Genomic DNA, 13896 nt, shown 5'->3' with positions numbered 1-13896 from the left:
GTTACACCGCATTGTAACGTCCTTTACGCTGTATCGTAACGACTTTTACGCTATATTGTAACGCCCTTTACATGCTGGTGTAACGGTCGTTACATCCTGGCGTAAAAGACGTAACGCTACGAGGTAAGAGGGCAAGTTATGATACCCCGCCCGTTTCCGCTTCAAGGAGACGTGAGTGGGAGACTGAGGTGGTTGTTAGAAGAAGGTAATAAAGAACAATAGGGAGTTCCTATCTCTTCAGTTTGATGCCGATGTCATTGATTCCTTGCAGCCTTTCGTCCGGTAGCGTATAGGCCACTTTAAAGAGGTAGGTGCCGGGTTTGCCGATTCGAACGCTTCCTGCGGGAACGGCAGTCTGATAGAGACCTCCCCAGCCGTCACCTTTCCAGATTCCTTCTTTGTCCGCGAGGATTAGCTGTATGGTGTCCGTGGGTGACGGAATGGAATCTGCGGTGGTGTAGCAGATGGATAGAGGTAGATTCTGATAGGGGTAGTTGCTTCGGTTACGAACTTCCAAAGACAGTTTGTAGTAGGTCAGTGAGTCGGTGACCTTCACGTCGAAAGAGAGCGTGTCTTCGCGCAGCCAGCCTTCGGTGGGAAGGGATTGGAAGGAATGGTATACGGTCTGTTTGTCGCAAGCGCTCAGCAGGCTTGCGACAAACAGTAGTATGATACCTTTCAGGCAGAGATTCCTATTCTTGAGCCGGTTTGTCATTTTGGGCAGGTCTTTCACCTTGAGGTTTGGGCTTATTGTTACGGGGCGGACGACGGTTGTTATTGTTCCGTTGTTGACGTTCGCCTTGTTGCTGTTCACCTTGTTTGGGTGCTTGCCGGTCTTGTTTCTGTCTCGGTTGCCGGTCTTGCCTGGATTGTTCTCTCTGGTTGTTGGATTGCGGAGCACCCTGCTGCTCACCTCCTTGCGGACGACCGTTTCCACTCTTTTTCTTTCTCTTGTTACGGCTGTTGTTGCTGTTCTCGCCACCGTTGCCGTCACTGCCACTCTTGCCTTTCCGGCTGCGGTCAAAGCGGGTGAGGCTCTCTTGTTCCAGCAAGTCCACCGGCTTTTTGGGTTCGGAACGATGGGTTTCTTCTATCAGGCTGTCGGGCTTGATGCCACGTCTGTTCAAACCGATAATCTCGAAGGCGCGTCTGCCGCTGATGGTCACCAGGTTGGCGGGGATGTTCTTGTCACTTGAGTAGGTTATCTGGTTGCTCAGAATGTCGGCTTTGAAGAAGAAGAACTCGCCGTCTTTGGTTTCCAGGGTAATCTCGCGTGAGGGCAGGCGTTTCTGTGCTTCCACGTAGCAGTCCACTTCGTAGTTGAGGCAGCACTTCAGCTTGGCGCATTGTCCGGCAAGTTTCTGCGGATTCAGTGATATGTCCTGGAAGCGTGCAGCGCTGGTAGATACCGACACGAAGGAGGTCATCCAGGTGGCGCAGCAGAGTTCGCGTCCGCAGGGACCGATGCCACCAATGCGTCCGGCTTCCTGGCGGGCGCCAATCTGTTTCATCTCGATGCGCACGCGGAAGGCGTCGGCAAGGACCTTGATGAGCTGGCGGAAGTCCACACGCTCGTCGGCGATGTAGTAGAAGATGGCTTTGTTGCCGTCTCCCTGGTATTCCACGTCACCAATCTTCATGTTGAGGTTGAGGTCCAGGGCAATCTGGCGCGAGCGTATCATGGTGGCGTGCTCGCGGGCTTTTGCCTCGTTGTACTTCTCCATATCTACGGGCTTCGCCTTGCGGTAGATGCGTTTGATGTCTGCCTCAGACTTGATATTGGCTTTCTTCATTTGCAGCGGCACGAGACGTCCGGTCAGGGTCACCACGCCGATGTCATGTCCGGGGGTGGCTTCTACGGCTACGATGTCGCCTTTCTCCAGGGGTATCTTGTTGCTGTTGCGGAAATATCCCTTGCGGGTATTCTTGAACTGAACCTCTACCAGCTCGCTTTCATCGGCATTGCCCGGTATGTCGGCCAGCCAGTCGTAGGTGTTCAGTTGCTTGTCCTGCCTGCCGCAACTCTTGCAGCAGAGACCTCCGCTTCCGTTATGTAGTTTAAATTCCATCATCTATTTATTTACTATTTGACTATTTACGATTTGATACTTTGCATTTCATTATTTTGCCACTTTTCATTGTTTCAATAAAACAATCATTTTGAGAGAGAAGTCGAAAAACACCATGCGGGCGTTTACGTTCTGCTCGATGTGGCGTTGCGCTTCACTTAGTTCGTCCATGATACCCATGACGTTCCGTTCGTTGACAAAGGGGGCGAAACGGGTGGCGAAGTTCTGTTCGGGCAGCGTCATGTAGTTCATCTCCTTGCGGTGCAGGTTGTAGATGAAGTTCTCGCGGGTCATGCGCTGGCAGTAGTCCAGGAAGTTCTTCTGCCGTTCGCGTCCCATGGCAGCAAGCTGCTCGCTCCATTGTTTCATTTCCCGTATCTTGCGCTGGTAGGAGAGTCGCATCAGGCTGACAAAGAGGTTGAAGAACAGTTCGTTCTCTTCGTTCAGATGGATGGTCTCCAATACTTTGATGAAGTCTCCGTTTGCCAGGTGGGCTATCGTCTCGCTGTCGCGGGGCTGCACTCCGTACTTCTGCTGCAGGGCTTCGGCTATGTCGGCTTCTTCAATCTTAGGAATGTTGAAGCGCTGCGTGCGGCTGAGGATGGTGGGCAGTATCATTTCCGGAGCTTCGGAGATGAGGAGGAATATCGTTTTCTCGGGTGGCTCTTCCAGCAGTTTCAGCAGCTTGTTGGCGCATACTTCATGCAGCTTTTCGGGTAGCCATACGATGGTGACTTTGTAACCTCCTTCACTGGATTTCAGACTCAGCTTGCGGGTTATCTCGTCGCTTTCTTTGGCATAGATAATAGCTTGTCCGTTTTCGGCATCCATCTCGTTCAGCCAGTGGTTCAGCCCGAAGTAGGGGCTGTTCAGCAACAGGTGCCGCCAGTTGGCGATATAGTCGTCGCAGACTTCCTTTTTCCCTTTGGCGCTCTTGACGATAGGGTATACGAAGTGTACGTCCGGGTGCACCAGCTTATTCCATTTTACGCAGGAGGGACAAGTACCGCAGGCATCGGTTTCCGTCCGGTTGGGACAGCAGATGTAGCGGGCATAGGCAAGTGCCAATGGGAGTTTTCCTACTCCGGCAGGGCCACAGAAGAGTTGTGCGTGGGGGATACGTCCTTCCTGCACTTCTTGTATCAGCCTTTGCTTGGCTGCCTCTTGGCCTATTATGTCCTTGAAACTGAACACGGGTTAATTAGTTATAAGTTATTACTTGTGACACTGCCTATTGTCAATTGTCAACTGTTGATTGTCCATTGTTTAGTAGATTTGTTTGGCTACTTCCTTGATGCTGTCTGTAGCTCCTACCGAGTAGAAGTGGAGGCTTGGGACGCCATGGGCTATCAGCTCTTTGCACTGCTGCACGCACCATTCGATACCCACTTGCTGAGCTTCCGCATCGGTGTTGCACTTCAGAACCTCTTGGGTCAGTTCCTCGGGCAAATCTACTTTGAACGTCTTGGGTATCATGCTGAGTTGTGACAACTTCTTGAAGGGCTTGATGCCCGGGATAATCGGGATGGTGACACCGGCTTGACGGGCACGTTCCACGAAGTCGAAATATTTCCGGTTGTCGTAGAAGAGCTGGGTCACGGCATACTCTGCACCCATTTCCATTTTTTTCTTCAGCCAGTAGATGTCTGTATCCATGTTGGGGGCTTCTTCATGCTTTTCCGGATAGCACGCCACACCGTATGAAAACGGGGTATTGGTAACTTTCATCTCGGAGCCGTCCACAAAAATACCTTTATTGAAGTTGTTGATTTGCTCTTGTAGTTCGACGGCGTGGTGGTAACCGTTGCCCACGGGGATAAAAGAGGATTCGTGCTTTGCCTTGTCGCCACGAAGCACCAGCAGGTCGGTGATGCCGAGGAATTGCAGGTCGAGCAGCACGTACTCCGTCTCTTCGCGGGTGAAGCCGCTGCAAAGGATGTGCGGCACCATGGTGATGTTGTACTTGTTCTGGATGGCAGCAGCTACGGCTACGGTGCCGGGGCGGCGGCGCAGGCGGTTTCGCTGGAACAATCCGTTGCCGAGGTCTTTGTACACGTACTCGCTGCGGTGCGTGGTGATGTTGATGTATTTGGGGTCGAATTCCCGTAACGTATCTATGGTTTGATACAGCTTTTCGATGCCCGTACCTTTCAGTGGTGGCAATATTTCAAAGGAAAAAGCTGTTTTTTCGTTACTGTTTATCAGGTCGATTACTCTCATTTCTCTTTCGTTATCTTTGTCCGATTGGCAAAAATCTTGCACATTGGGAACAAAAATACAAAAAAGAAATGAGAAATGCCGAAATTGCCGGCTATTCTTTTATACAGCGGATGGAAAGAGCTTTATAGTAGGGCTTACCGGTGACATGGGCAGTGCTTGATACAAACTCGTCGCTTTCGCCGAGAAAATAAATGGTGCTTTCCGAAAGGGTATGCTTTGTATGATCCCAACTCCAAAAGGCGGTCATTTTATTGGGGCTGTTGTGTCCTTTGTTGTACCACATTCCTACCGGGAAAGCATTGAACCGGGTATGGTTGTTGACGGGGGCAACTTCACCGGATACCATTGCCTGCCATTCTCCTGCTTTTAGTATGGAGGCATCGTTGCCGGTGTAGTTTTTCAGCTGTTCCCAGTCTGCATCCGATGGAATTTTCCAGCCCTCGGGAGCCAGCTCTCCTGCCAGTATGGATTCTCCATTGTAAAAATAAATATCATATTTGTCCGGCTTGTAATATCCGGCTTTGTCTGTTCCCAAGTCACTCTGTTTTTTCAAGGGAGCTCCGTCACGGTAGGTGGTGGCATGGAGCTCTTTACCCATCCAGTATTGGGCTCCAATCTTGACAATGGGGTATTCGGTAGACACTCCTTTTCTGATGTCTCGAAGGGTGTAGCATGCCACATTCACTTTGATGGCGTTTTCCGGTTTATCCAGAAGTAGCTTATGGTTATTGTCTATATAGAGCTTGTCTATGCCGGTATATTCCCCTTTAGTGTAGGTAAATCCATAGTCGTCTGTATTCCAGCTTATTCTTCCTCCGCAGATGGTGTCTTTACGGTCTGCAAGCTGTAGGATGACTCCATTGCTCAGGTCGGTCTTTTCATTTTCGCCTATGGGATAGGCTATAACGGCTCTGGAAGTCAATGACGCTGATTTGAGATATTCCTTGCAGACTTCTGCAATGGGTATCCCTTCGTGATAAATTCTGTACACATTTGAAAGAGAAAAGGAGAGAGCGGAGATATGTATGGCAGTGTAATCTTCCATATTGTCGGTGTCGATGGGAGGGAGGCTGCTCCATTCCTTGATTTTTCCGGCAAAACTGCTCAGTACGTTGCTGTTGCTCTGCATGGCTGATATGTTAATGATACATTGCGTGCTGCTACTCATTTCCACTTCGGGTATTGCACAACTGTATATACGTCCGCTCCACTCCATAATGAAGGATTGCTTGCCATCATTTATCGTTTGGGGTATGATGATGAATTCCTTGCCGGTAAGTTTGTTGTCTTTGACGCTCCATTCGCCGGAGGCTATGATGTCTTGTGTCCCCGTAAGATTACTGAAAGTCCCGTCTTCCAGATTATAATCGGCCGAGGTCTTGAGCCCGGTTGCGATGATACGCGGATTGGCTTTCAGCAAATCATTGGCAGAGTTGCTTGCGTCGGGTGTCAGAGAGATTGCCAGTTTGGACAGCTTGTGTTGGAACTCCAGGGTTACAGATTTGGTTTTACTGGTGATTCCTTGCGCTTTAGCTACCAAGAAGTCACTTTGTGCGCGGTTTTTCTCATTGCTCTGGTCTATCTGCACAGATACGGGAAGAACGGGTGTACCGGCAGCTACCCCTTCGGTTTGGTAAGGGTGGTAACTGATAAAGTCCAGTGACACATCTCCTTCCGGATAGAATACTGTCTTTTTGGGAACCAGTGTGGAGCCTTCCGTATATTCCAGGGCCAGATTGTCAATATACCGTTTTCCCTTGATGGAGCCGGAGGAAGTGGTTGCAAACAAGCCCATTCTGTCTCCTTTTTCAAAGGCGGTGTTTGTGACCTTGGTACTGGCCTTTTCCATTTTGATAGAGAACGTGATAGGTGTCGTCCCTTCCTCGATTTCCGCTTCTGATTCTTCGTCAATCCGGTTCACACAAGCTGTATTCCCTAAGGACATGCAGCAGAATAAAGAGGCAGCCAAGACTCCTCTTGCAAGAATAAGTTTCTTCATTATATTATTATTGTGGGGCAACGGTTTTTCCGCTTTCCCAATTATACCCAATGAACCTTGTCTTAAAAATATGGATTTAGCAGAGCTATAACCGGTATGGAAAAGTCTTTTACGCTTTTGGATGCTAATTATCAGTATCACGCTTGATGCCGCAGTGCTTTTTAATCTTATTTTTTAATAACTTTTAATAGGTTTCGGGTACAAATGTAATTAAACGTGTTAAATGAAGAGGGATAAATCGATAAAACTTTTATAATTTATTTATCACACTCTGATTTTTTGCCTAACTTTACACGCTAAAATCGTAGACAGTAATAAGTTAAACCATAGATATAAACTCATGCCTTTAAATTTACCCGATAAACTACCCGCTATCGAGTTGCTGAAAGAGGAGAATATATTTGTCATTGACAATTCCCGGGCAACCCAGCAGGATATCCGTCCGCTGCGTATCGTGATTCTGAACTTGATGCCGCTAAAGATTACAACGGAAACGGACCTGGTGCGTCTGCTTTCCAATACTCCGCTTCAGGTGGAAATCTCGTTCATGAAGATAAAAAGCCATACTTCCAAGAACACTCCGATAGAACACATGAAAACATTTTATACGGATTTCGACAAGATGCGCGGTGAAAAGTACGATGGCATGATTATCACCGGTGCTCCGGTAGAGCAGATGGATTTTGAGGAGGTGACTTATTGGGATGAGATTACTGAAATCTTCGACTGGGCGCGTACGCATGTCACCTCTACGCTCTACATCTGCTGGGCGGCGCAGGCAGGGCTCTATCATCATTATGGAGTGCCGAAGTATGCACTGGATAAGAAGATGTTCGGTATCTTTGAACATCGTACCTTGCAACCGTTGCATCCCATTTTCCGTGGATTTGATGATATGTTCTATGTGCCGCATAGCCGCCACACGGAAGTGCGCCGGGAAGATATACAGAAGGTTCCGGAATTGACGCTGCTTTCCGAGTCGGAGGATGCTGGTGTATATATGGCGGTGGCCCGTGGAGGGCGTGAGTTCTTCGTGACCGGCCATTCGGAATACTCCCCGCTGACATTGGATACAGAGTATCGCCGTGACTTGAATAAGGGCCTGCCCATTGAGATACCCCGTAACTACTATGTGGACGATGACCCGGACAAAGGAGTGCTGGTGCGTTGGCGTGCCCATGCCAATCTGTTGTTCTCCAATTGGCTGAATTATTTTGTATATCAGGAGACGCCGTATAATATTAATGAAATAGGGTGAGTTACTCGTAACTAAACGATGATAAAGCAACGTAAAATAGAGCTGCTGGCTCCTGCCAAGAATTTGGAGTGTGGCATAGAAGCAGTGAATCATGGGGCAGATGCGGTATACATCGGTGCACCCAAGTTCGGTGCGCGTGCGGCTGCTGTCAACTCTTTGGAGGATATTGCCGCTTTGGTGGAGCATGCCCATCTGTATAATGCCCGTATCTATGTGACGGTCAATACCATTCTGAAAGAAGAAGAGCTGAAAGAGACGGAGAGGATGATTTGGGAGCTGTACCGCATCGGTGTGGATGCACTGATTGTACAGGATATGGGGATTACGCGGTTGAATTTGCCGCCCATTCCGTTGCATGGCAGTACGCAGATGGATAACCGTACGCCGGAGAAAGTACGTTTCCTTGCCGATGCCGGTTTCCGTCAGGTGGTGTTGGTACGCGAACTTTCTTTGCAGGAGATACGCGGTATCCATGAGGCGTGTCCCGACGTGCCGCTCGAAGTCTTTGTACACGGGGCTCTTTGCGTCAGTTATAGCGGGCAGTGCTATGTCAGCCAGGCTTGTTTCGGACGGAGTGCCAACCGGGGGGAATGTGCGCAATTCTGCCGTTTACCCTTCAGTCTGGTAGATGCCGATGGCAAGACCATTGTGCGTAATAAGCATCTGCTTTCTTTGAAGGACCTCAACCAAAGCGAGGTGTTGGAAGAACTGCTGGATGCCGGAGCCACTTCGCTGAAGATAGAAGGCCGCTTGAAGGATGTGACCTATGTGAAGAATGTGACGGCGGCTTACCGTAGGAAGCTCGATGCCATTTTTGCCCGTCGCAAGGAATATACCCGTGCTTCTTCGGGCACCTGCCGTTTCGATTTCCAGCCACAGTTGGACAAGAGCTTCAGCCGTGGTTTCACGCATTACTTCCTACAAGGCAGGGGAGGGGAAATCACTTCATTCGATACGCCCAAATCTTTAGGAGAGGAGATGGGCACTTTGAAGGAACAGCGCGGTGGATATATTACGGTGGCAGGCGTGAAGCCTTTCCACAACGGAGACGGCGTCTGTTTTTTGGACGAGCAAGGACGTTTGCAGGGTTTCCGTATCAACCGGGTGGACGGTAACAAACTCTATCCGGCAGGGGAAGTGCCTCGCATCAAACCTCGTACACGGCTTTATCGCAATTTCGACCAGGAGTTTGAACGTATCCTTACCCGTAAATCCTCCGAACGCAAAATCGGTGTTTGTTGGGAGTTGGCAGATACTTCTTTCGGTTTCAGCCTGACGGCTGCGGACGAAGATGATAACCGCGTGACACTCTCTTTCCCTTATCCGAAAGAACCGGCACGCACGCCACAGGCGGATAATCTGCGCAGCCAACTGGCTAAGTTGGGGAATACCCCTTTCGAGGTAGCCGGGCATTTATCAGAAGAGGCGTCGGGTATCAGGCTCAATCTCTCTGAAAACTGGTTTCTTCCTGCTTCCGTGGTGGCAGACTGGCGTCGGCAGGTGATAGATAGGCTGATTGTGGCTCGGCGTGTTACTTATCGTCGTGAGTTGGCTGTCTGGAAACCGACAAGCCATGCTTTCCCTGCTACTTCACTGACCTATCTGGGCAATGTGATGAACAGTGCTGCCCGGAGTTTTTACCGTGAGCATGGACTTTCGTCTATAGCACCTGCCTACGAGGCACAAGCGGTTCCGGATGCTGTACTCATGTTCTGCAAACATTGCCTGCGTTTCAGTATGGGATGGTGTCCCACCTATCAGAAAGGACATTCTCCTTATAGGGAACCTTATTATTTGGTTGGGACGGACGGCAAGCGTTTCCGCTTGTCTTTTGATTGCAAGAATTGCCAGATGAAAGTCATTGCTCATGAAGAGCCGCTTTAATGAAGGACGAAGAATGAGGAATTACTAATAAAGACTTGAAAATGAGGAGTGAGGAACGGGCACATAATGAAAGGCTGGCAAATGACCGGTACCGGGAAGCGGGCAGGGACAAACATCCTTTGCGTTCACTGCGTTCCCTCCTATTCTGCATTCTTTATTTTTCATGCTTCATTGCTTTAGTTTCCTGCCATTATTCCCGTCCTAATCTTGAAGATGAACATCTGTCTAAGGAGACGCGTGATTCGCTGGCCTATCTTTTTGAGCGGCATTATACTTGGAATACCAATCTGGAAGTGCTGGCAGATTCTGTGAATTTGGCTTGTCTGCCCGTGAAGGACTGCTATAATATGCTTTATCGGGGAGACCGCGTGGTGGTTGCCGAGTTCGCCATCCATCCTGCCGACAGTGTGGATAGTGTATGGGTGAAGCTTGCCCATTCGCAGGAAGTGCAGGGTTGGTTGCGGGAGTCCGAAATGATGCATGCCTTTGTTCCTACAGACAGCATTTCGCAGGCCATCTACTTGTTCAGTGATACCCATGCCTCTTATTTTATCATTATTTTTGCCTTGTTTGTGGCAGTCTGGCTGTTCCGGGCTTTTCGGCGCAAGCAGTTGAGGATGGTGTACTTTAATGATATAGACAGTCTCTATCCGTTGTTGCTATGTCTGCTGATGGCGTTCTGTGCCACTATTTACGAATCTATACAAGTGTTTGCGCCGGAGACGTGGCAACACTTCTATTTTAATCCTACCTTGTCGCCGTTCAAGGTACCGCTTGTGCTTTCTGCTTTTCTGATGGGTATCTGGCTGTTTATAGTGGTGTTGCTGGCGGTACTCGACGATTTGTTTCGCCAGTTAAGTCCGGCGGCGGCCGTATTCTATCTGTTGGGGCTGGCCTCCTGCTGCATCTTCTGTTATTTTTTCTTTATCCTGACTACATCTATCTACGTCGGATACTTGTTTTTGACCGCTTTTGTATGGGTATTCCTCAAAAGGCTTCGCATTTCGCTGCTGGCTTCACGCTATCGTTGCGGCAGATGCGGGCAGAAACTGAGGGAGAAGGGAGTCTGCCCACATTGCGGAGCTATCAATGAATAAAAAAGCTTTGTAACTTTTCCATATTCAGTAGGAAAATGTAACTTTGTAGTTGAACTTTTAAAAGGAGGAATTGATTATGAGTAGTTTGGAGTTGGAAGCCGGAAAATTGGAGTTGATTCGTGAGATAGTCAATATCAATAGCAGTACTGCATTGGAGAGCCTCAGAAAATATATGAAGGAGGTTTTGAATAAGAATAGTCATTCCATTCCGACAGCGGCAGATAGCAAATTGCTGACTAAGCGTATGCTTGCAAAGTATGCCGGTAGTTGGAAGGACAATCGTGATTCTGATGAAATCAATGATGATATATATGCATCACGCCTTTCTCGAAAAGAAGAAAACTTTAGCCCCTTTGACGAATGAAACGATATTTGCTTGATCTAATATTTGTGTTCACTTCATGCGTCAGAAATTTGGAGTAGACGAACATATTGAAAAGGTGGGCTGGGAACATTGTTGCATTTCGGAGGTTACGGTAGCAGAGTTGTTGTTCGGTGCAGAGCGAAGTAATAATGTGGAGAGAAACTTGCAGCTTGTTACTGATTTCTGCCAAGATATCAAGGTAATACCTTTGTCCTCGGCTTTATGTTGTTATGCCTGGAGTAAGGCTGCCTTATATAGTCAAGGAACTCCCATTGAGGATTTGGACTTATTTATAGGATGTACAGCGGTGGCTAACCAAATGATAATGGTTACTGAAAACAAGAAACATCTGGAAAGAATACCTAATATTGAAATTGAAAACTGGGTACATAGAGGATAACTTCTCCTCTGTCAGATAGAAACATAGAAACGGTCGTTCGGGTATGCAATGTGTAAGTACCCGAACGACCGTTTCTATTTTCCTTTACTTTCGGAGGGACAAAGCTCTCCAATCAGAACCTGCACCTCAACTCTATTCCCGCCTGCACAGGCCGTCCTTTCTGCATAAATCCGTTCCCCATACTCTCAAAATAGAACGAAGCATACTCTTTGTCCAGTGCATTGCGCACCCAGAAATCAATCTGTCCATGTCCTTTCTGGAAGCTGATACGTCCGTTCAGCGTGCCGTAGAAGGCTTGGCTCACGGTATTCTTCTCGGTCCAGTAGATGCGCCCGGCACCGGTGTAGTTAGCGTTCAGCTGGATGCGGTCCAGCCAGTGTCCCGGACGGATGCGGAAGATGTACTGACCGCCCACGTTCATGGTATGCTTGGGAACAAAGGGTACGTGCTTGCCGTTGTAGCTGATTTCCTGAAGCTCCCCATTCACTTTCTCGTTGGTGATGTAATCCTTAAAGGTGGCATAGGTATAACCATAACTTGCATTCAGCGTGAAGTCCGTAGCAACGGCAGCCGTCAAGGCAACCTCTGCCCCCTGGCTGCGGCTTTTGCCGGCATTTGCCGTTTCGCGTCCCAGTCCGCTTGGGGCGAAGCGTGAAATCTGCTGGTCGCGGGTTTCCAGCCAGAAGATGGCGGCGTCGGCATGCAGACGTCCGTCCAGCAGATTCAAGTGTGTTCCTATTTCGTAGTTCCAGGTCTGTTCGGGCTTGTAGACGGTGGCGGATTTTGCATCCGGATTCTCTCCCGCATCGGGGAAGTATTTGCCCACCAGCTCTTTGTAGGCATCCGGCACGTTGGGCATAATCGCCTCTTTGCTTTGCCGCATCATGTCATTCTTCAAACTGGATTGCAGCAGGTCGGAGAACATCTGCACGTTGTAGCCTCCCGAACGGTAACCTTTGCTGACCGTTGCATACACATTTCCTCTGTTTCGCGCAAAGTCATACTGCAAAGCAAACTTGGGCAACAGCTGAAGATAATCCTTATCAATGTTTCCTTGGTAGCGCGACTCTACGGTCAGCGCCGTCTCCGGCATCATCTCTATTTCGCGGATGACGACGTCGCCCCGCTTCATTTCTCCCTTGATGCCCACCTTGTAGTCCAGGCTGGTGCCGGAGTTGTAATCCATCTTCATACGCTCATAATCCAGGCGTAACCCGGCAGTGAACGACACTCCTTTCAGCCCGAATAAATCTCTGAAGGTGGATTGATGAAAGAGTGCCCCATTCAGCAGCGGAGTGTCGAAACTGCCCCCGATGGGCATGGTCCGGCTGCTGATGCCCAGTGAGGGCAGGATATTCATGCTCATGGACGGTCCCATCTCTACTTGTATTTGCGATGGGATGACACTGCCCAACATCTGGTTCAGCATCCCCATTCCGGCTTCCCTGAAAGTGACGGGAGCTTCCGTATTCAGCCATTGGTAGAAGCCGAAGGCGCCGGTGGTCCATTGCCAGCGGCTGCCGCTTTTACTCTTCAAGATGATTTCCTCGCTCAGTGCGTGGGAGCGTTGTTTCTGTTGCAGGGTATAGATGTCGTTGGCGGTGAAGTCTTGGTCTATGTCCATGCAGTCCTTTAGAAACTGGTAGCCGGTGACCATGCTCAACGTGAAGTGCTGTGTCTGGTATTCCAGGTTCAGACCCGTGTTCAGCAGGTTGCGGTAGTAGTTGCTGCGGGCGTTATTGGAGATTTTTCCGATGTAGGGCTTCAGCGGCTCGCTCTGTGCTTCGGGGGCCAGGCTGCCTTGGTAGAAATACGGGTAGCCACCCTGGTCGCTGTATTCGTAGTTGATGTTTAGGTCCACCTTCCAGTTGTCCGAGGGGAGGTAGATGGCGCGGATGCGTCCGCCTGCCGATTGCCCCTTGTCCGCTTTCTCGTCCCTCACCGTGTTGCGGAAGAATCCTCCTTGATAATCGTAAAAACCTCCGGTGGAAAAGGCGAACCGTTCCGAAAGGCGGTGATAGTGGGTCAGCGAGGTATTATAGGCATTGTACGTACCTGCCCCCATGCGGAAGTCCGTCCCCTGGTAGGAGAAGGGCGATTTGGTGTGCACCTTAATCAATCCGCCCATGGCATTGCGCCCGTAGAGCGTGCCCTGCGGACCGCGTAGCACGTCGATGCGCTCTACGTCGGCATAGCTGAAGTCGAAGGCTGACTTGTCTATATAAGGTATATTGTCTACATAAAGTCCTACGGAGGGAGTGTTGATGCGCGAGCCGATGCCGCGGATATAGACTGCCGAAGTCAGTCGCGAGCCGTAGTCGGGGATAAACATATTGGGCACTACGGATGTCAGATTCTTGATGGAGTTCACCTGTGCGTTCTGCATGTCCTGCTGCGAAAGCAGGGTGACGGCGGCGGGCTGCTCGCGCAGTTTCCGGTTTTCTTTGGGGGCGGCAATGACGGTTATTTCCTCTACATCCACCACTTTCAAGGTGTCTGCCTCTTCGGCAAGTACGTTGCCGGTTGCCAGGAGGCAGAAGATACCGGTCAAAATTCTATATCTATTCATAAACTGGTTTTTTAGCGCCTGCAAAGTAAAGGGATT

11 protein-coding genes are annotated in these 13896 nt (G+C 49.5%); 5 read left to right on the top strand and 6 right to left on the bottom strand.

Translation table 11 applies throughout. From position 1 onward, the window contains the following. Positions 1–229: 229 nt before the first annotated feature. The 5 genes from ACESTD_RS15780 to ACESTD_RS15760 form a co-directional block, all read right to left on the bottom strand. Positions 230–715, bottom strand: a complete 486-nt coding sequence (locus ACESTD_RS15780) for a gliding motility lipoprotein GldH (protein ID WP_034523064.1) — start codon at positions 713–715, stop codon at positions 230–232. Then, positions 693–2069: a regulatory iron-sulfur-containing complex subunit RicT gene (ricT, locus tag ACESTD_RS15775; protein WP_171029046.1), complete on the bottom strand. Its 1377-nt coding sequence runs from the start codon at positions 2067–2069 to the stop codon at positions 693–695. Before ricT ends, ACESTD_RS15780 begins: the two co-directional genes overlap by 23 nt. Before the next feature lie 66 nt (positions 2070–2135). Then, complete coding sequence (holB, locus tag ACESTD_RS15770) at positions 2136–3263, bottom strand: DNA polymerase III subunit delta' (RefSeq protein ID WP_117689258.1); 1128 nt, start codon at positions 3261–3263, stop codon at positions 2136–2138. A gap of 72 nt (positions 3264–3335) precedes the next feature. Beyond that, positions 3336–4289: a methylenetetrahydrofolate reductase [NAD(P)H] gene (gene metF / locus ACESTD_RS15765; protein WP_016274213.1), complete on the bottom strand. Its 954-nt coding sequence runs from the start codon at positions 4287–4289 to the stop codon at positions 3336–3338. A 91-nt stretch (positions 4290–4380) separates the two neighbouring features. Further along, positions 4381–6288 (bottom strand): fimbrillin family protein, encoded by a 1908-nt coding sequence (locus ACESTD_RS15760; RefSeq protein WP_022402253.1) that lies wholly within the window; start codon positions 6286–6288, stop codon positions 4381–4383. A gap of 340 nt (positions 6289–6628) precedes the next feature. Between ACESTD_RS15760 and metA the strand changes: the two genes are divergently transcribed. The 5 genes from metA (at position 6629) to ACESTD_RS15735 (ending at position 11291) form a co-directional block, all read left to right on the top strand. Continuing rightward, the gene (gene metA, locus ACESTD_RS15755) at positions 6629–7546 is read left to right on the top strand and encodes a homoserine O-succinyltransferase (protein WP_005828529.1); all 918 of its coding nucleotides are present in this window, start codon (positions 6629–6631) and stop codon (positions 7544–7546) included. An 18-nt stretch (positions 7547–7564) separates the two neighbouring features. Then, positions 7565–9430 (top strand): U32 family peptidase, encoded by a 1866-nt coding sequence (locus tag ACESTD_RS15750; RefSeq protein ID WP_373158996.1) that lies wholly within the window; start codon positions 7565–7567, stop codon positions 9428–9430. A 41-nt stretch (positions 9431–9471) separates the two neighbouring features. Beyond that, positions 9472–10527, top strand: a complete 1056-nt coding sequence (locus tag ACESTD_RS15745; RefSeq protein WP_005828525.1) for a hypothetical protein — start codon at positions 9472–9474, stop codon at positions 10525–10527. Between the two features lie 76 nt (positions 10528–10603). Beyond that, entirely contained in the window at positions 10604–10891 is a 288-nt protein-coding gene (locus ACESTD_RS15740; protein WP_005828523.1) for a hypothetical protein, read from the top strand. 37 nt (positions 10892–10928) lie between these two features. Further along, the gene (locus ACESTD_RS15735; protein ID WP_005834963.1) at positions 10929–11291 is read left to right on the top strand and encodes a type II toxin-antitoxin system VapC family toxin; all 363 of its coding nucleotides are present in this window, start codon (positions 10929–10931) and stop codon (positions 11289–11291) included. Between the two features lie 112 nt (positions 11292–11403). Here ACESTD_RS15735 and ACESTD_RS15730 read toward each other — a convergent pair whose 3' ends face one another. Beyond that, a complete protein-coding gene (locus tag ACESTD_RS15730; protein ID WP_061412073.1) occupies positions 11404–13860 on the bottom strand; it encodes a TonB-dependent receptor in 2457 nt (818 codons plus the stop codon). Between the last annotated feature and the right edge of the window lie 36 nt (positions 13861–13896).

Source organism: Bacteroides sp. AR20 (genome assembly GCF_964250605.1).
Taxonomy (GTDB): Bacteria; Bacteroidota; Bacteroidia; order Bacteroidales; family Bacteroidaceae; genus Bacteroides; species Bacteroides uniformis.
This window is presented reverse-complemented; position numbering and strand designations above follow the sequence as displayed.